Source organism: Shinella sp. G-2, assembly GCF_050172695.1.
Classification (GTDB): Bacteria; Pseudomonadota; Alphaproteobacteria; order Rhizobiales; family Rhizobiaceae; genus Shinella.
This window is the reverse complement of sequence record NZ_JBBEYH010000006.1, coordinates 16,892-34,187: the sequence shown is the minus strand read 5'-3', so window position 1 is coordinate 34,187 and position 17,296 is coordinate 16,892. Positions and strand designations below refer to the sequence as shown.

General features: G+C 63.3%; 16 protein-coding genes. 11 read left to right on the top strand and 5 right to left on the bottom strand.

The window, feature by feature from the left end; translation table 11 throughout:
* Positions 1-2: 2 nt before the first annotated feature.
* A complete protein-coding gene (locus tag V8U06_RS12445; RefSeq protein WP_427140888.1) occupies positions 3-386 on the top strand; it encodes a hypothetical protein in 384 nt (127 codons plus the stop codon).
* Positions 387-482: 96 nt separating this feature from the next.
* On the opposite strand, the gene V8U06_RS12440 is transcribed toward V8U06_RS12445, so the two are convergent.
* Positions 483-1,265 (bottom strand): helix-turn-helix transcriptional regulator, encoded by a 783-nt coding sequence (locus V8U06_RS12440; protein WP_427140887.1) that lies wholly within the window; start codon positions 1,263-1,265, stop codon positions 483-485.
* Between the two features lie 188 nt (positions 1,266-1,453).
* Between V8U06_RS12440 and V8U06_RS12435 the strand changes: the two genes are divergently transcribed.
* From V8U06_RS12435 to V8U06_RS12390, 10 genes are all read left to right on the top strand, one after another.
* Positions 1,454-2,992: a sugar ABC transporter ATP-binding protein gene (locus V8U06_RS12435; RefSeq protein ID WP_427140886.1), complete on the top strand. Its 1,539-nt coding sequence runs from the start codon at positions 1,454-1,456 to the stop codon at positions 2,990-2,992.
* Positions 2,992-4,038, top strand: a complete 1,047-nt coding sequence (locus V8U06_RS12430) for an ABC transporter permease (RefSeq protein WP_427140885.1) — start codon at positions 2,992-2,994, stop codon at positions 4,036-4,038. The genes V8U06_RS12435 and V8U06_RS12430 overlap by 1 nt, the downstream gene beginning before the upstream one ends.
* A 26-nt stretch (positions 4,039-4,064) precedes the next feature.
* A complete protein-coding gene (locus tag V8U06_RS12425) occupies positions 4,065-5,165 on the top strand; it encodes a substrate-binding domain-containing protein (protein WP_427140884.1) in 1,101 nt (366 codons plus the stop codon).
* 51 nt (positions 5,166-5,216) lie between these two features.
* Positions 5,217-6,134: a polysaccharide deacetylase family protein gene (locus V8U06_RS12420; protein ID WP_226922519.1), complete on the top strand. Its 918-nt coding sequence runs from the start codon at positions 5,217-5,219 to the stop codon at positions 6,132-6,134.
* Positions 6,135-6,184: 50 nt separating this feature from the next.
* The gene (lhgO, locus tag V8U06_RS12415; protein ID WP_427140883.1) at positions 6,185-7,405 is read left to right on the top strand and encodes an L-2-hydroxyglutarate oxidase; all 1,221 of its coding nucleotides are present in this window, start codon (positions 6,185-6,187) and stop codon (positions 7,403-7,405) included.
* Between the two features lie 118 nt (positions 7,406-7,523).
* Positions 7,524-8,906, top strand: coding sequence for a PLP-dependent aminotransferase family protein (locus V8U06_RS12410; RefSeq protein WP_427140882.1), 1,383 nt, complete (start codon positions 7,524-7,526; stop codon positions 8,904-8,906).
* Positions 8,907-8,987: 81 nt separating this feature from the next.
* The gene (eutA, locus tag V8U06_RS12405; protein WP_427140881.1) at positions 8,988-9,749 is read left to right on the top strand and encodes an ectoine utilization protein EutA; all 762 of its coding nucleotides are present in this window, start codon (positions 8,988-8,990) and stop codon (positions 9,747-9,749) included.
* Positions 9,750-9,772: 23 nt separating this feature from the next.
* A complete protein-coding gene (locus V8U06_RS12400) occupies positions 9,773-10,951 on the top strand; it encodes a M24 family metallopeptidase (protein WP_427140880.1) in 1,179 nt (392 codons plus the stop codon).
* Between the two features lie 40 nt (positions 10,952-10,991).
* The gene (locus tag V8U06_RS12395) at positions 10,992-12,140 is read left to right on the top strand and encodes a M20 metallopeptidase family protein (RefSeq protein WP_427140879.1); all 1,149 of its coding nucleotides are present in this window, start codon (positions 10,992-10,994) and stop codon (positions 12,138-12,140) included.
* Between the two features lie 219 nt (positions 12,141-12,359).
* Positions 12,360-14,093, top strand: coding sequence for a caspase family protein (locus V8U06_RS12390; RefSeq protein ID WP_427140878.1), 1,734 nt, complete (start codon positions 12,360-12,362; stop codon positions 14,091-14,093).
* Between the two features lie 93 nt (positions 14,094-14,186).
* On the opposite strand, the gene V8U06_RS12385 is transcribed toward V8U06_RS12390, so the two are convergent.
* From V8U06_RS12385 to V8U06_RS12370, 4 genes are read right to left on the bottom strand one after another with little or no spacing between them, the layout of a single operon-like run.
* On the bottom strand, positions 14,187-14,924 hold the full coding sequence (locus tag V8U06_RS12385; protein WP_427140877.1) for an MBL fold metallo-hydrolase: 738 nt from the start codon (positions 14,922-14,924) through the stop codon (positions 14,187-14,189).
* Positions 14,925-14,935: 11 nt separating this feature from the next.
* Positions 14,936-15,676, bottom strand: coding sequence for an amino acid ABC transporter ATP-binding protein (locus tag V8U06_RS12380; protein WP_427140876.1), 741 nt, complete (start codon positions 15,674-15,676; stop codon positions 14,936-14,938).
* Between the two features lie 24 nt (positions 15,677-15,700).
* Positions 15,701-16,378 (bottom strand): amino acid ABC transporter permease, encoded by a 678-nt coding sequence (locus V8U06_RS12375; RefSeq protein WP_427140875.1) that lies wholly within the window; start codon positions 16,376-16,378, stop codon positions 15,701-15,703.
* 15 nt (positions 16,379-16,393) lie between these two features.
* The gene (locus V8U06_RS12370; protein ID WP_427140874.1) at positions 16,394-17,233 is read right to left on the bottom strand and encodes a transporter substrate-binding domain-containing protein; all 840 of its coding nucleotides are present in this window, start codon (positions 17,231-17,233) and stop codon (positions 16,394-16,396) included.
* Positions 17,234-17,296: the final 63 nt, after the last annotated feature.

Genomic DNA, 17,296 nt, shown 5'->3' with positions numbered 1-17,296 from the left:
ACATGCAGAACACCTTTGCCGACTGGCCGGAAGCCCTGGTCGAAGAACTTGCCGCCAGCCAGCAAAATGGCCGCGTGGGCAGTAAACTCGTTTCCGAGACGGATACCTTGCGCGTTTGGCACCTTCACATTGCGCCGGGCGAGCGGCTGAAGTTCCACCGCCACGTCCTCAACTATTTCTGGACCGCTCTGACAGCGGGACGTGCTCGCAGCCACTACGGCGACGGACGCATCGCCGAGGCAGTCTATGCCGCCGGCGATACGAAACACTTCAGCTTCAATAGCGGTGAATCGATGATCCACGATCTTGAAAACATCGGGACGGAAGATCTCGTTTTCGTCACGGTTGAGTTCAAGCTCGGCAGCAATTCCCCTCTGACACTCTGAAGGCCTCGTTTCGCCTTCCGGCCTATAGCGCAATCGGCGCGCACGGAACTGGCCGTGTGGAGGGCGTGACCGATGCATGGGATGGTATACGCATGCTTATTGAACAGAAACAGGCGCTTCGGCTCCGCGGTCCGAATTCCGGTTGAACGCCTTTGCATAGACGGACGGTGTCTTGCCGACATAGCTGAAGAATGCACTCGAGAAGGCCGAGCTGGAGGAAAATCCTACCTCGAAGGCGGTCTCCGTAATCGAGCGGCCCTCCTTTCGAAGTAGCTCCATCGCCCGGTTCATCCGCATCTCGCGGATGAACTCGCGCCAGCTCTGGCCGAGCTCGGCCTGGAGATGGCGACGCAGCGTGCGCTCCGACATGCCGGCATGATCGGCGACCTCGGGTAGCGTGACACCCGGCCCGCGGCGGGTCGCGAAATCGATCACCTTCTGGATCGAGGAGTTTTCCGCATAGGGTGTCCACAGGATACGCTCATGGCGGAACCAGTCCGGCAGCATCTCGCCCAGCGTCACGAAGAAACAGCGCGCCCTCTTGTCGCGGGCAGCTGCTTCCGCGCTCCAGTGCAGGGCATAGTCTATCATGCCGCCGGCGAAATCACCGACGGCGCCAACCCAGCAACCGTTGTGCAGCCACGCGACTTCCCTGGCGCAGAATTTCGCGACGACGCCGGCCGACGGGATTCTGGCGCGCAGGCGAAACATGCGGGATGGTGGAATGTAGACCATATGGTCCGCCGGTATGATCCATTCGCCGGCATGCCCGAAAAGCTCGAGCTCCCCCGTCGTGCACCGCACGAGCTGCCCGCCCGCCTCTCCTTCGCTGGCAAAATCGAAGCGCCCCGGACCAAAGGCCCGCGCATGGCTGACCATGCCGGTCGAAACCTCGAAGTACCGTTCGCCGCTTCCCTTCCCTGCCATGCCGCGCCTCCGTCCGATTGGCCGATTATCGCATAAAAATGGCCGATTATCGAATGCAGGACAAGTCCGATTTTGGCACTTTGCTCTCGTAGCGTCGAAAAACGGACAAAGCTGAAGCGACGTTGCGCGGGAGGAAGATCATGACCATTGCACTTACCGACGCATGGGCGGCGGCCGACGCCGTCTTGTCGATCGATGGGCTGAGCAAGCGTTTCGGCGGCACGCAGGCGGTCAGCGGCGTCGGCTTTTCCGTCAGGACAGGCGAGATCCTTGCATTGCTCGGCGAGAACGGCGCCGGCAAATCGACGCTGATCAAGATGCTCGCCGGGGTGTATGCCGCCGATACCGGCTCATTCCGCTTCCGTGGCGCGCCTTTCGATCCGCGCGAGGGGCATCCCGGCATCGCCTTCATCCATCAGGATCTCGGTCTTGTCGAATGGATGACGGTCGCGGAAAACATGTGCCTGATGCACGGCCGCTATCCGCGCCGCTTCGGCCTCATCGACTGGCAGGGCGCACGACGCCGCGCGGCGGCGGCGCTTGCGCTTGTCTCCGAAGAGATCGATCCGGACGCGCGGATCCAGGATCTGACGCGCACGGAAAAATCCCTCGTCGCCATCGCCCGGGCCCTCGCGCGGGACGCGCAACTCCTCGTGCTCGACGAGCCGACGGCCAGCCTGCCGCAGTCGGATGTCGACATGCTGCATGGCGTATTGATGCGGCTTCGCGCCCGCGGCGTGGCCATCATCTATGTCTCGCACCGGCTGGACGAGGTTTTCGCCATCGCTGACCGCGTCGTCGTGCTGCGCGATGGTTACCTCGTCGCCGACGAACCGATCGGCAGGCTCGATGGTGGCCGCCTGATCGAGCTTATCATCGGCGGCCGGTTGAAGGACGTCTTTGTGCGCCCGCCGGTCGCGGTCGATGCCCCTGTCGCGCTGACGCTGGAAAATCTCGTCGCCGGCGATGTCGGGCCGGTGTCGCTCACGCTTCGGCGTGGTGAAGTGCTTGGCCTCGTCGGCCTGCGGGGGGCCGGCCAGGACGCGATCGGTCAGGCGTTGTTCGGCCGTTGCGCCATCCATTCAGGCAAGGCTCTGCTGGGCGGCGGGCAGATGCTTACAGGCCGGCATCCGCAGGCCGCGATCCGCGCGGGCATCGCCATGGTGGCGGGCGACCGCAACGCGGAATCTGTGGCGCGCGGCCTTTCGGTGCAGGAAAACCTCTTTCTCAATCCGGCGCTCACCGGGCGGCGTCTTGCCGGTTTCGCCCGTCCTGACACGGAGGCGAAGGCGACCGCCGCCATCGGCCGGACCTTCGACATTCGCCCCAACGATCCCGCCGCGGCGATCGAAACGCTTTCCGGCGGCAACCAGCAGAAGGTCGTCATGGCCCGCTGGATGCAGATCGGCGCCCAGGTGCTGATCCTCGAGGATCCGACCGCCGGCGTCGATGTCGGCTCGAAGGCCGATATCTATGCGCTGCTTGCCGAGGCGCTCGCGCGGGGCCTCGCGGTGCTGCTGATCTCGACGGATTTCGAGGAGGTCGCGGGCATCAGCCACCGCGCGCTGGTCTTCCGCAACGGGCGCGTCAGCGCCGAACTTTCAGGCGACGATCTCACGGTCGAGACCCTGCTCAACACCGCATCCCTGGAACCGATTTCAAGGCAGGAGGAGGCCTGATGGAGTCCCTACGTTCAAACGCCCTGGAGCCGACGCGCTCGGAACTCGCGAGCCTTGCCGGCGGCGCCCGCCTCGTGCGCCTGCTGCCGGTCTACGGCCTGCCGCTCCTGACGCTCCTGCTCATCCTGGTCTTTTCGCTGCTCCTGCCGGATACCTTTCCGACAGTGCTGAACCTTCGGTCCGTGCTCGGCGAGAAGGCGGTGATCGCCCTGCTGTCACTGGCCGCGATGATCCCGATGATGACCGGCCGCATCGACCTTACCGTCGGCTATGGCATCGTCATCTGGCATGTGCTCGCCATCAGCCTGCAGACGGTCTACGGCCTGCACTGGTCCGTCGCGGTGCTGATCGTGCTTGCCGGCGGCTGCCTGCTCGGGCTCGTCAACGGACTGCTCGTCGAGGTCGCGCAAATCGACAGCTTCATCGCGACGCTCGGCACCGGTACGCTGATCTATGCCGCCGCGCTCTGGCACACCGAGGGACGTCAGGTCATCGGCCTTCTGCCGCCCGCCTTCACCGCCCTCTATACGACCCAGCTCTTCGGCCTGCCGATCGCCGCCTTCTATGTGCTCGCCATCGCGGTGGCGCTGTGGCTGGTTTCCGATTACCTGCCGATCGGCCGCTATCTCTATGCCATCGGCGCGAATTCCCGCGCGGCGGAGCTGAACGGCATCCGTACCCGCCGCTTCGTCATCGGCGCCTTCGTTGCCTCCGGCCTCATCGGCGCCTTTGCCGGCGTGGTGCTCGCAGCAAAGCTGCGTATCGGACAGGCGAGCGTCGGCCTCGAATTCCTGCTGCCCGCCCTTGTCGGCGCGTTCCTGGGCTCCACGACCATCAAGCCCGGCCGCGTCAATGTCTGGGGCACGATGATCGGCGTCGTCATCCTCGCCGTCGGTATTTCCGGCATCCAGCAGATGGGCGGCGCCTTCTATGTCGAGCCCCTGTTCAACGGCGCGACCCTGCTCGTGGCGATCGGCATTGCCGGCTACGCCCAGCGCCGTCGCGGCTCGGTGCGCCACGCGCGTCGCCCCACCCCGAAATCGTGAAACCGTCTTCAAGGAGGAGAGAAGACATGAAAAGACTGCTTCAGACGACCGCGCTTGCGCTGCTTGCAACGCTCGCCGCCAAGGCTGCCCTGGCCGATGCCGTCGCGGACGCCAAGACCTATATCGCCGAGATCACCAAACCCAACCCCGCCTGGACCGGGCCGACGACGGGGCCGCGCGCAGAGAAGGACAAGTCGATAGTCTATGTCGCGGCGGACCTGCGCAATGGCGGCGTGCTCGGTGTCTCCAAGGGTGTCGAGGAGGCGGCCGCAGCCATCGGCTGGACGGTCAGGGTTCTTGACGGCCAGGGCACGGTCTCCGGCCGCTCCGCGGCCCTGCAACAGGCGATCGCGCTTTCGCCCGACGGCATCGTGCTCGGTTCCGTCGATGCCAACGAACAGGCCGAGGCGATCAAGCAGGCGGCGGCCGCCGGCATCAAGATCGTCGGCTGGCACGCCACGGCGACGACAGGGCCCTCCGACAAACACGCCGTCTTCACCAACATCACCACCGATCCGCTGGAGATTTCCAAGGCGGCGGCCTCCTTCGTCGTGGCGGACAGCGACGGCAAGGCCAATGTCGTGATCTTCACCGACAGCATCTACGATATCGCCATCGCCAAATCCGACGCCATGGCCGAGGTGATCCGCGCCTGCACCACCTGCAAGCTCCTGACGATCGAGGACACGCCGCTCGCCGAAGCCTCCACCCGCATGCCGCCACTCACCAATGCGCTGCTTCAGAGGTTCGGTGACGAATGGACCTATTCGCTGACGATCAACGACCTGCCGATCGACTTCATGGCATCGGCCCTGCAATCCGCCGGCAAGGCGGCGGATGGTTTCCCGCGCAACGTCTCGGCCGGTGACGGTTCGGAAGCCGCCTTCCAGCGCATCCAGCAGAACTACTTCCAGACGGGCACGGTCGCCGAGCCCCTGTCGCTGCACGGCTGGCAGGCCGTCGACGAACTGAACCGCGCCTTCGCCGGTGAGAAGGATTCCGGCTACGTCGTGCCGGTGCATCTCTTCCTGCCTGAAAACGTCAAGGAGGACGGCGGCGCGCGTTTCACCTTCGATCCGAACAACGGCTACCGCGACGCCTACAAGAAGATCTGGGGCGTCAACTGATCCTTCCGGCGGGCGTTCGGTGCGCCCGCCCCCTATCCCATGGAGAGCAAGATGACCAAAACCTTTTGGCCGGACGACATCCGGCTCGTGATTTCCATTTCCATGCAGTTCGAGGCCGGCGGTGAAGCGCCCTATGGCCCCGGCGGCCCCTTCTCCGGCTTCATCGACATGGACCCCGCCTATCCGGATTTCCCGACGAAGAGCTGGTATCGCTACGGTTATGTCGAAGGCATCCAGCGCATGCTCGATCTCTGGGACAAACACGGCGTCAAGGTGACCTCGCACATGGTCGGCTCCGCCGTCGACCGTAGTCCCGCCGTCGCGCGCGAGATCGTCGAGCGCGGTCACGAGGCCGCCGCGCACGGGCGCGACTGGATCCTCCAGGTCGATCTCCAGGAGCCCGAAGAGCGAAAATTCATCCGCGACAACGTCGACTCGATCAAGCGGGCCACCGGCGTCGCCCCCGTCGGCTACAACGGCGCGGCCATGCGCGGCACGGTGAACACGCTGAAAATCCTGCAGGACGAGGGTTTCCGCTACCACATCGACGATGTCAGCCGGGACGAGCCTTTCCTCATCCCCGTTCGCGGCAAGGATTTTGCCGTGGTGCCCTATTCGCTGACCCTTAATGACATCGTGCAGTTCGAGGGCTACAAGTTCACCAACACGGAATACGAGCGGCAGCTGAAAGACGAGTTCGACGTGCTCTACGAGGAGGCTGCGACGCGGCGGCGCATGATGTCGATCTCCACGCACGACCGGGTGCAGGGCCGGCCTTTTCGCGTGCGCTCGCTCGACCGTTTCCTCGACTATGCCCTGAAGCACAAGGGCGTCGTGTGCCTGCGCAAGGATATCATCGCCGACTTCGCCCTTTCGGAGCCGACCATCCTGCGCGATCCCAATGCGCATGACGAATGGGCCGATTGGGAACGCCGCAACGGCGACCAGAAGATCCGGCCGATCGCCTGAAGCATGGAGAGGCGGGCGGCGACAACGCCGCCCAAGCCAGGGAGACGCTCTTGACCGACATCACCATCATCGGCGGCGGCATCGTCGGCATCGCGACGGCCCACGAATTGCTCAGCCGCTTTCCCGGCCTTTCGCTCGAAGTGCTGGAGAAGGAGGGAAGCCTTGCTCTGCACCAGACGGGGCGCAACAGCGGCGTCATCCATGCCGGCATCTATTATGCGCCGGGCAGCCTGAAGGCGGAATTCTGCCGTCGCGGCCTTGCCGCCACGCTGCGGTTTTCCGCCGAGCATGGCATCGCGCACGAACAGCCGGGCAAACTCCTGGTGGCGACCGCGCCCGTCGAGATGGAGCGCCTCGCGGCGCTCGAGGCGCGCGCGACGACGAACGGCCTCGATGTCAGGCGCGTCAGTCCGGCGGAGCTACGGGAGATCGAACCCAATATCGTCGGGCTCGGCGCGTTGCTGAGCCCCGCGACCGGTATCGCCGACTACGGTGCGATCGTGCGCCGGATGGCTGCGATCGTCGGCGAGCGTGGCGGGCAGGTGACCCTGGGCGCCGAGGTCCGCCACATTGAGGAACGGGCGAACGACGTGCGCCTCACGCTTGCGGATGGCAGCGTGCGCATCACCCGCCATCTCGTCGTCTGCGCCGGCCTGATGGCGGACAGGCTCGCGGCCCTGTGCGGGCTTGGCGACGATTTCGCAATCGTGCCCTTCAAGGGCGAATATTTCCGCCTTGCCCCGCGCCACGACCAGGTGGTGCGGCACCTCATCTACCCCGTGCCAGACCCGGCCCTGCCCTTCCTCGGTATCCATCTCACCCGCATGATCGGCGGCTACGTCACCGTAGGTCCGAACGCCGTGCTCTCCCTGGCGCGCGAGGGCTACGGCAAGCTTGCCGTCGATTTCGGCGACGTCAGCGATATGGCGCGCTTCCCGGGCTTCTGGCGCACGCTGCGGGCAAACCTCTCGTCCGGTCTCAAGGAAGCGGCAAATTCCGCCTTTCGTCGCCGCTACCTGAAGGCCTGCCAGCGCTACTGCCCTTCGCTGACACTCGCCGATCTCCTTCCGCACCCGCCCGGGATCAGGGCGCAGGCGGTGATGCGCGACGGTACGCTCGTGCACGATTTCCTGATCCGCAGTTCGGCCCGAACGATCCACATCTGCAATGCCCCGTCGCCCGCGGCAACGTCCGCGATCCCGATCGCGGAACATATCACCGACCTTGCCGCCGATGCCTTCTCCCTTGGTGCACGAAGGGTCGCCACCTGAGATCGCGATGGCGGCTTTCTGGATGTCGAGGCTTGCCTGAACGGTTTGCGCTTGGCGCGGCGCAGTGACCGCTGCAACGCGCTCTTGAAATTGTCCTGCATTTGAGCCAGAAAAATGCATGACAAAATGGCAACCCGATGCCGGCGCGCTGCGGCGCCCGGCCTATATTTCCCTGGCAGACCAGTTTTCCGCCGCGATCAAGAACGGCCGCCTTGCGCCGAATGAGAAACTGCCGGCACACCGGGACCTCGCCTATGATCTGAAGCTTTCCATCCAGACTGTCAGCAAGGCCTATGACATTCTCGCCCGGCGCGGTCTCGTGTCGGGCGAGGTGGGTCGCGGCACCTACGTCAAGCCGAGCGGACCATCGTTCCAGCCGCCCTATATGGCCGAAGGCCACGCTGATGTGATCGACCTTTCCATCGTTACGCCCGTCTGCACCACCATGCAGCTCGAGCATATGAAGACGGCGCTTCGCCGGCTCGGTGACGTCGTCACACCCGCCTCCGTCCTGTCGTTTCGACCAAACACGATCTTTCCCCGACACAATGACGCCGCGAGCGCGTGGCTCGCCACCCTTGGCGTGCATGTTTCGCCTCAGAACGTGCTCTTGACCAACGGCTCCTCCTCCGCCTTCACGATGGCGCTCATGACTGCGGTCGGTCCAGGCGCGATCCTCGCTGTCGAAGAGGTCTGCTACCACGTCGTCCGCCCGCTCGCGGATTATCTCGGCATCCGGGTTCGCGCGATACCTGCCGATGCCGACGGCATGCTGCCCGAGGCTTTGGACGAGGCCTGCAGCCGCGACCAGATCCGCGCGATCACCCTGCAGCCGAACCTCGCCAACCCAACAGCCGTCCTGATGACGGAGGACCGGCGGAGAGCCCTTGTCGATGTGGCGCGCAGACACGACGTCGCGATCGTCGAAGTCGATGTCTTCGGCCCCCTTCTCACCGATCGTCCGCGCCCGATTGCAGCGCTCGCCCCGGAGCGGACGCTCTATGTCACCGGCTTCAGCAAGGTGGCGATGCCGGGCCTGCGCATCGGCTATGCGGTCGCACCGGATCACCTGGCCGCCACCATCGCCAATCGTCAGCTGATGGCAAACTGGATGGCAACGCCGGTGATGGCCGAACTCGCCACGCTCTGGCTTGGCGACGGCACAATCGAGACACTGGTCGGCTGGCAGCGGAAGGCTCTGCGCGCCCGCCACAGGATCGTCGCGCAATGTCTGAATGGCCTTTCCTATCGCGCCCATCCGGAAGGGCTGCATGTCTGGCTGCCTCTGTCGCCCGAACACGACGAAGTGGCTTTCACGTCGCAGGCCCGGGCGCGCGGGGTGGCAGTCGCGCCCAGCACGCCTTTCTGCCTTTCCGGCTCGCCCGTCGGCGCGGTCCGCGTCTCGGTCGCGGCAACCGAGGAAGATGCGTTGCGTGCCGGTCTCGATACGCTCGCCTCCCTGTTGCGGGCGGCGCCGGACCGGAACGTGCTTTCGCTCTAGCAAATTGACACGTATCTTTTTCTCGGATTGACATGCTTTTGTCTGCGCGGCTCAATAGGTTTCGAACCCCGCGGAGCGTGCATGATCGACGAAATTCAGCCACGCCAGATCCTGGACGAACGGCCCTCCACCCGGCGTGTCGGCCTGATCGCGCTTGCGACCGATCATACTGTCGAGGCGGATTTCCGGCGTCTGGTGGCAAACGACGAGATTGCCGTCCATGTGACGCGCGTTGCCTATGCCAATCCGACCACGCCGGAAAACCTGCGCGCCATGCAGCCGCTTCTCACCGAGGCCGCATCGCTCATCCTTCCGGGTGAGGAACTGGATGCCATCGTCTATGGCTGCACCTCCGCGTCGGTCGTCATCGGCGAGGATGCGATTGCCGCAGCGCTCGCTGCCGGCAAGCCGCACACGCCGGTCATCACCCCTGCGGGCGCCGCGGCCCGGGCCCTTCACGCGTTGCGCGCCAGGCGCATCGTCATTCTGACACCCTATGTGCGGCGCACTGCCGAACCCATGCACGCCTTCTTCTCCGACCAGGGCTTTGCGGTCGACCGTCTCGTCTGCCTCGGCATGGAAGACGATCGCGTCATGGCGCGCCTGCCACGCGAAGAGATCGTGCGATTGGCCATGGAAACCGTCACGCCGCAGACGGAAGCGCTGTTCATCGCCTGCACGGCGCTGCGTGCCGCGCAATGCGTGCCGGAAATCGAACGACAGACGGGACGTCCCGTCGTCACGAGCAATCTGGCGGCTGCCTGGGCCATTCTCCGACAGTGCGGCATCGCACCGGACCCACTGGCGCCCTGCCGTCTCCTCGCACTGACCAAAACCTCATAACCCGCTCACAGGATGTGTTCTTCATGATCGAACTCCCCTTCGCGCTTTCGGAATACAAGGCCAGGCTTCACGCCATTCGCACCGAGATGGCGCGCCGCAACCTCGATCTTCTGATCGTTAACGACGTTGCCAACCAGCACTACATCACCGGCTACGATGGCTGGTCCTTCTATACGCCGCAGGCCGTGCTCGTGCCGCTCGCCGACGAAGAGCCGGTGTGGATCGGTCGTGCCATGGATGCCGCGGGCGGCCTGCTGACGGCCTGGATGAAGCCGGAAAACGTCGTCGGCTTCCCGGAAGACCACGTACAGCGCGCCGACCGCCATCCGATGGACTGGATTGCGGCCTGGATCACCCGCAAGGGCTGGGGTCGCGGCAATATCGGCATCGAGCTCGAAGCCTACTATTATTCGCCCAAGGCGCATGCCCGCCTGACCGCCGGCCTGCCGAACGCGACGTTCCACGATGCGGATCTGCTGGTGAACTGGATCCGGAGTGTGAAATCCGAGGCCGAAATCCACTATCTGCGCAAGGCGTCGCGTCTTGCCGAAGCAGCCGTAACCGCCGCCTATGACGCGATTGCACCCGGCGTGCGCGAATGCGACGCCATTGCCCGCATCCAGGCCGCGCAGGTTGCCGGTTCACCGGATTTCGCCGGCGATATCACCGCCCTTCCCCCGACCATTCTCGCCGGCGAGAATGCATCGGCCCCCCACGTCATGTGGAGTGATCGCCGCTTCGGCGAGAACGAGACGGTGGCGCTCGAACTTGCCGGCGTCGTCCGTCGCTATACCGCGGGCCTCGCCCGAACCATGCAGCTCGGGACGATGCCCGCCAAGGTCAGCGACACAAGCAAGGCGGTGCTGGAAGGCATGGAGGCCGTGCTGGCGACCGTCAAGGCGGGCGTGACGGCCGAGGACGTCGAGGCGAGCTGGCGTCAGGTCATCCAGCGTTACGGCCTGAAGAAGGTATCGCGGATCGGCTACTCGATCGGCGTCGCCTATCCGCCGGATTGGGGCGAACACACGATCAGCCTGCGGCCCGGCGACAAGACCATCCTGAAGCCCGGCAACGTGCTGCACGCCATTCTCGGCATGTGGATGGACGGCTGGGGCATCGAGATCAGCGAGACCTTCCTGGTGACCGAGCGCGGCTGCGAGACGCTCACCAATTTCCCGCGGGATATCCATGTCAAAGCCTGATCATGACCCACTCGGAGTGGAGCCAGAGCTCGAACGCCGGATGGTTGACGTCCGGCGTCACCTGCACCGCAACCCTGAACTCTCGAACGAGGAGCGCGAGACACAGGCCTATCTGAAGCAGGTGCTCGAAACGGCCGGCCTGAAGGCCGTCCGGCCGGTCGCGGGATTCGGGCTTGCTGTCGATATCGTCGGCACCGCCGGCCCGTCCAACCGCAAGGTGGTGATCCGCGCCGATATCGATGCCTTGCCGATCAACGAGACGTCGGGCGTGCCGTTTACATCGGAGCGGCCGGGCGTGATGCATGCCTGCGGCCATGATGCCCATGCAGCGATGGGCTACGCGGCGGCGGTTCTGCTCGAGAGTCAGAAGCAAAGCTTCAGCGGCACCGTGCGACTGATCTTCCAGCCCGCGGAGGAAGCCGAGCCGCTTGGCGGCCGGCGTGTGATCGCGGAAGGCCTGCTGGATGATGTGGATGCTGCAATCGGCATCCATGTCGATCCCTATACGCCAGCCGGGCGGATTGCGGTTGGCGCGGGTCCCTATACGCTTGCCTGCGACACCTTCGACGTCGTGGTTACCGGCAATTCCGCCCATGCGGCAAAACCTTCGGACGGCGTGGACGCGATCGCCGTCGCCTGCTCCATGGTCACGGAATTGCAGAAGATCGTCTCGCGCGAGATCGATCCCTACGATCCGCTGGTCGTTTCCGTTACCGGCATCGAGGGCGGTGGTGCGTACAATGTCATCGCTCCCGAAGTCCGGTTGAAGGGCACGATCCGCAGCGGCCATGAAGAAACCCGGCAGAAGGCCTGGCATCGCCTGCGCCAGATCCTCGAAAGCCTTGCCGCGGCCCACGGCGCCGGCGTCGATATCAACCTCCATCGCGGTGAGCCACCCGTCGTCAATTCACCTGACATGGTTGATATCGTCCGGCGGGCTGGCGCCGAAGTGGTCGGGCGGGACAATGTTCTCAATGCCCCCGGCTGGACCGCCGCGGACGACTTCGCCTTCTACAGCGAGAAGTGTCCCTCCGTGTATTTCCGGCTCGGCATTCGCAACGAGACCATCGAGGCGGTCTACCCCCTGCATCATCCCAAGTTTCGTGTCGACGAACGAGCCCTGCCGCTTGGAGCAGAGATCCTCGCTCGGACTGCAACCGCATTCCTTATGGAAACGAGGGAAATATAGGAGAGCAACGCTTGCGACGGCAGCTTTTGCATCTTGGCTTTGCAGTTGCGTGGAATCGAACCGGTGAAACGTCGTACCGGATGAGCGTTTGCAAGTCTCAAGCCAGGTAGAGCAGATGGATGCAGGCCTTCTGTCATCAAGGCAGGCGGACCTGACCCAAAAAACAATTGCAATCGCTCATGCGACGCGGAAAATGCAATCGCACGCTGGGAGATATGAATGTTGTTTCGCGCAATACTGGTCGGCATCATCTTCTTGATCGCCGGGGCGGCGGCCGCCGAAAACAAGGTCGCTTTGCTGATTGCGAACGCAAACTACACCTCCGTCACGCCCCTGAAAAATCCGCCCAACGACATTGCCGCCATGCGCGCGACGCTGGAAACCGCGGGCTTCAAAATCACGACGCTGGAGAACGGTACGCGTGCCGAGATGTCGGCTGCGTTGGCCGCCTTTGAGGAAAAGGTGGGCAATGCCGACATCGGCTTGGTTTATTACTCCGGGCACGGCGTTGAAGTGAACGGCGAAAACTTCCTTATTCCCGTTGATGCCACGCTGCGCTCGGACCGTGACGTCAAATACGAAGCAATCGTTTTGAGTGACGTCCTTGGCGTTCTCTCGAAAGCGCGTAGCTTCAAGCTGGTCCTTTTGGATGCGTGTCGCGACAACCCATTCCTGAAAACCATGAAGCAAGGCTTGACCAAGGGAGCGCCGACACGCGGCCTTGCCCGCGTAGACTCGGCGGAAAGCAACATGCTGATTGGATACGCAACGGCGCCTGGCGATGTTGCGACGGATGGCGACGGCGCCACCAGTCCCTATGCGAAAGCGCTCGCACGCCATATCGCCTCGCCCGGATTGGAGATCGAGACCGCTCTGCGCGCCGTTGCCAAAGAGGTTTTCGAGGCGACCGGAGGCAAGCAGCGGCCTTATAAAACAGGCTCGCTGTTCGACACCGTGATGCTTGGTCCAACCGAAACCGCGCCCATAGCGAAAGACGATGTGTGCCGCGATGCGGCAACCCATTGGGCCGCAATCAGCGACAGCACGGCGCGTGCGCTTTTCGAAGAGCATCTTAAGAATTTCTCGACCTGTGCCTTTGCTTCACTGGCCCGCATGAAGCTGGCTTCGCTGGAGCCAGATCAGGGCACGGAACGCATGACCATCGCGATTCCGACGCTGTCGGCTGAGGAGAGTGAAAACGACACGCCGCAAACCGATTGTGACCTGCTGGCGGCAGCACCGGACGACCGAATGAAGCTCGCGTCCGTCCCCGGCGTTCCTTTCACGGAGATCGCGGTCGATCGAGCTTTGGAGGCGTGTCAGGCGGCCGTCGATCAGTACCCGAGGACAGCGAGGCTTTGGTACCAGCTTGGAAGAAGCCAGCACAAGGCAGGTGAATATGCCAAGGCTTCCGAGGCTTACATCGTTGCCGGAAACTACGGCAGTGCTGCCGCGGTGAACGGGCTTGGGCGGCTTCTGGCGCTTCTGGCACGCGAAGGCAAAACGGAAGACTTTGTGCCGGTACTCGCCTGGTTCCAGGAGCACGTCACGAAGGAGCTGGCGTCGACCGCAACGGAGTTGGGAAGCGCATTTGAAGAAAAAGCGCAGCTGAAGCGCGCGATCGATGTCTACAGCGTCGCCGCAAAATTCGATGAACCAAACGCGCTCTATAAATTGAGCTGGTTTGCCGACAGGGGTACGTTTGGAGCAAGCGATCCGAAATTGGCCGCCACCTACATGATCAGATCGTTGAAGAGTGGTCTGCTGACCCATTTCCAATCCGACGTCTGGTATGGATCGCCACGCATCATCGAGGAGAACCAATGGTCCTTCGATTTTCGCCTCGCTCTGCAAAGGGAAATGATTTCCGCCGGAGTGTATAGCGGCAAGGTTGATGGGCGACTTGGCCCGTCAACGGTCAAGGCCGTAGAACGCCTTCGCAAAAAGCTATGACGCCCGCTGTCCGGAACGCTGATGGTGAGCCGCTCTGCATCGTGCCGTCTGTTTGCGGTAGGCCCGAATGACGTCAAGCAGGCCTCTCGCCCCTCATTGCGGCCCTTGGCCGCCATCCTTCGATGTCAGGTAGCCCACGGCGATCTCTCGCATCCGGTCTCTCCCGAAAAGGGCGCCGTGACCGCCATGGACGACGCCGACGTCAAGTTCCGCCAGGCGCGCCATGGTGACCTTGTAGGCGTCGACGTCGCATCCTGGCAGATCATCCACGAGACCGCCTTCGTAGATGGCATCCCCGCTGAAGAATTCTCCCGTCTTCTGGTCGAGCAGGCCGATGGAACCGGGAGAGTGGCCGGGAAGGTGCAGGACCGTATAACAGGCGTTTCCGATGTCGATGACATCGTTTTCCGCCAGGACCCTGGTGAGCGGTGCCGGTGAAATTTTGTAGGTTTGCGGCGTCGTACCCGTCGGCGCCGCGCCGGTCAGGGCGTCCGGCTGCGTGCGGAAATAATCGGCGAGCGTGTTTTCGTCCGGCATGAGCGCGAAGGCCGCGGCTTCTGCCGCGTGACCCAGCCGGGTCTCGAATTCGTGGAACGAACCGACATGATCGACGTGAACATGGGTCGCCACCGCAAGGACGGGCTTGCCCGCGGGAACGGACAACGCGCTCCTGAGATTAGCGAGGCCCATTCCGAAGTCGATGACGAGGTCGGCATCCTTGCCGACGACGTGGAACATGTTGGCCTGGAAAAAACTATGGACATGCGGCTCCCAGATGCGGGTGAGCCGGTTCGACAGCGCTTCCTTTGAAAACCATTTCGTGTTCTTCAAGATTGCCTCGCTCAATGCAGCAGCTTGCCGAGGAAGCGCTTTGTGCGCTCGTGCGTCGGGGCTGAAAACAGGATGTCGGGCGTGTTGCGCTCGATGATCTGGCCGCCATCCATGAAGACCACTTCGCTGGCGACCTCACGCGCGAAACCCATTTCGTGGGTGACGCAGACCATCGTCATGCCGTCGGCGGCAAGCGAGATCATCGTGTCCAGCACCTCCTTGACCATTTCGGGATCGAGCGCCGAAGTCGGTTCATCGAACAGCATGATGCTGGGGTTCATGCAAAGGGCACGCGCGATAGCGACGCGCTGCTGCTGGCCGCCGGAAAGCTGGCCCGGATACTTGTCTGCCTTTTCCGGAATGTGCACGCGTTCAAGATAAGTCATGGCGATCTCGGCGGCCTGCTTCTTCGGCAGCTTGCGTACCCAGCGCTGGGCGACCGTGCAGTTTTCCAGCACCGTCAGGTGCGGAAACAGGTTGAAGTGCTGGAAGACCATGCCGACGTCGCTGCGCACGCGATCGATGCGCTTGAGCTGGCTGGTGAGCTCCACGCCGTTGACGGTAATCGCTCCCTCCTGATGCAATTCCAGACGGTTCAGGCAGCGGATCAACGTCGATTTGCCCGAGCCCGACGGACCGCAGATGACGATGCGCTCACCCTTGTTCACGGTCAGGTCGATGTCCTTGAGGACCTGGAAGGCGCCGTACCATTTGTTGACGCCGGCAACCTGGATTGCGGTTTGCGTGTTCATGTCCAATCCTCGGGTTCGTGGCGGTCAGCGGTAGCCGCGCGAAAGCACATGTTCGATGCGGTTCTGGGCGAGCGTCAGCACCGAGACGATGACGAGATAGTAGACGAGTGCCGCACCGTACCATTCGAGAAAACGGAAGCTGGTGGCGATCGCGAACTGCGAGACCGTCATCAGTTCCTTCAGCGAGATCACGGTCGCAAGCGACGTGGTCTTCAACAGCGAGATGAACTCGTTCATCAGCGCGGGAACTGCGATCCTGAGTGCTTGCGGCATGGTGATCACCAGAAAGATCTGCCAGCGATGCATGCCGAGCGCGGCCGCGCCTTCCCGCTGCCCATGTCCCACGGCGGCAAAGGCGCTGCGGAGGATTTCGGCCAGATAGGCGATCTGGATCAGGGAGAGCGCCAGGAACGCCGCAAAGAACGGCGTGAACCAGCCGGCCCGGAAAATTTCGGAAATCTGCGGCAGGCCGTTCCACACGAACAGCAGCACGAGCAGTGCGGGTGCGCCGCGGAACAGCCAGACATAGAGCGTCGCCAGCCATCGGGCAGAGCGACGCGGTGAGCCTGCCATGGAGCCAAGCCCCATGCCGAGCACGAGGGACACGGCCATGACGCAAAGGGAGAGGCCGATCGTCAGGAGTGCCCCCTTGAAAAGGGGGGCACTGAAGATTGCCTGAAGGAAGAGATCGAGCTGGAACAACGGGATCGCCGATCGTCAGTTCACGTCGTGGGAAACGTCGGTCGATGTTTCCGGCAGGTTCCACTTCTTGAGGAATGCCTTCATCTCGCCGCTCGCCTGCAAGGCCTCGATCGCATCCTTCAGCATCTGCCGATCGCCATCGCTCTTGCGCAGGTAGATGCCGTAGTTCTCGCTTTCCTCGTAGGTATAGGGGATGGCCAATCGGCCGGGCACCTGGAGCATGCGATAGGCAGCGGTCGTATCCTGCGTGATCGTCGCGGTCGCGCGGCCGACCAGGATCTGCTCGATGACGCCGGATGCGGACGGGTAGGTCTGCGCCTCGATCGGCGCCTTGCCGGCAGCTTGCAGTTCGGCATTGAGATCGGCGACCGTCTTTTCGTAGGTCGTGCCGGCCTCGATCGCCATGATCTTGCCGCTGACATCGGCCGGGACTTTCGTCTCCGTGTCGCTCGCCGCGGTGACCAGCACGACGTGAGAGCCGAAATACGGAATGCCGTCATATTTTTCGAGGCGGGCCGGCGTGATCATGATGCCGCTTGCGACAAGGTCGCAGCGCTTGGAATCGAGCGACGGCAGCAGGCCCTTGAAGTCACCGACGACATATTCGGCCTTCGCACCCCACCGCTTGGCAATGGCGTCCATGACGTCGATCTCGAAGCCCACGAGATCCTTGTCGCCCGGATTTTCATAATATTCCATCGGCGGAAATTCGCCGCTGGTGCAGATCTTCAAGACGCCGCCCGATACGAAATCGGGCTTCTGGTCGGCGGAAAGAGCCGTGCCGGCGCTGAGCAGAGCGGCAAGCATGCTGCCTGCGAGGAGCGAGATTTTCCTTCCCGGTTTTGCTTTCATCATGATCGTGTTCCCTTGTTGTGGTTTTTTGCATCGCGGTTTTTGAAGTCGTATAGAAACGCCTTT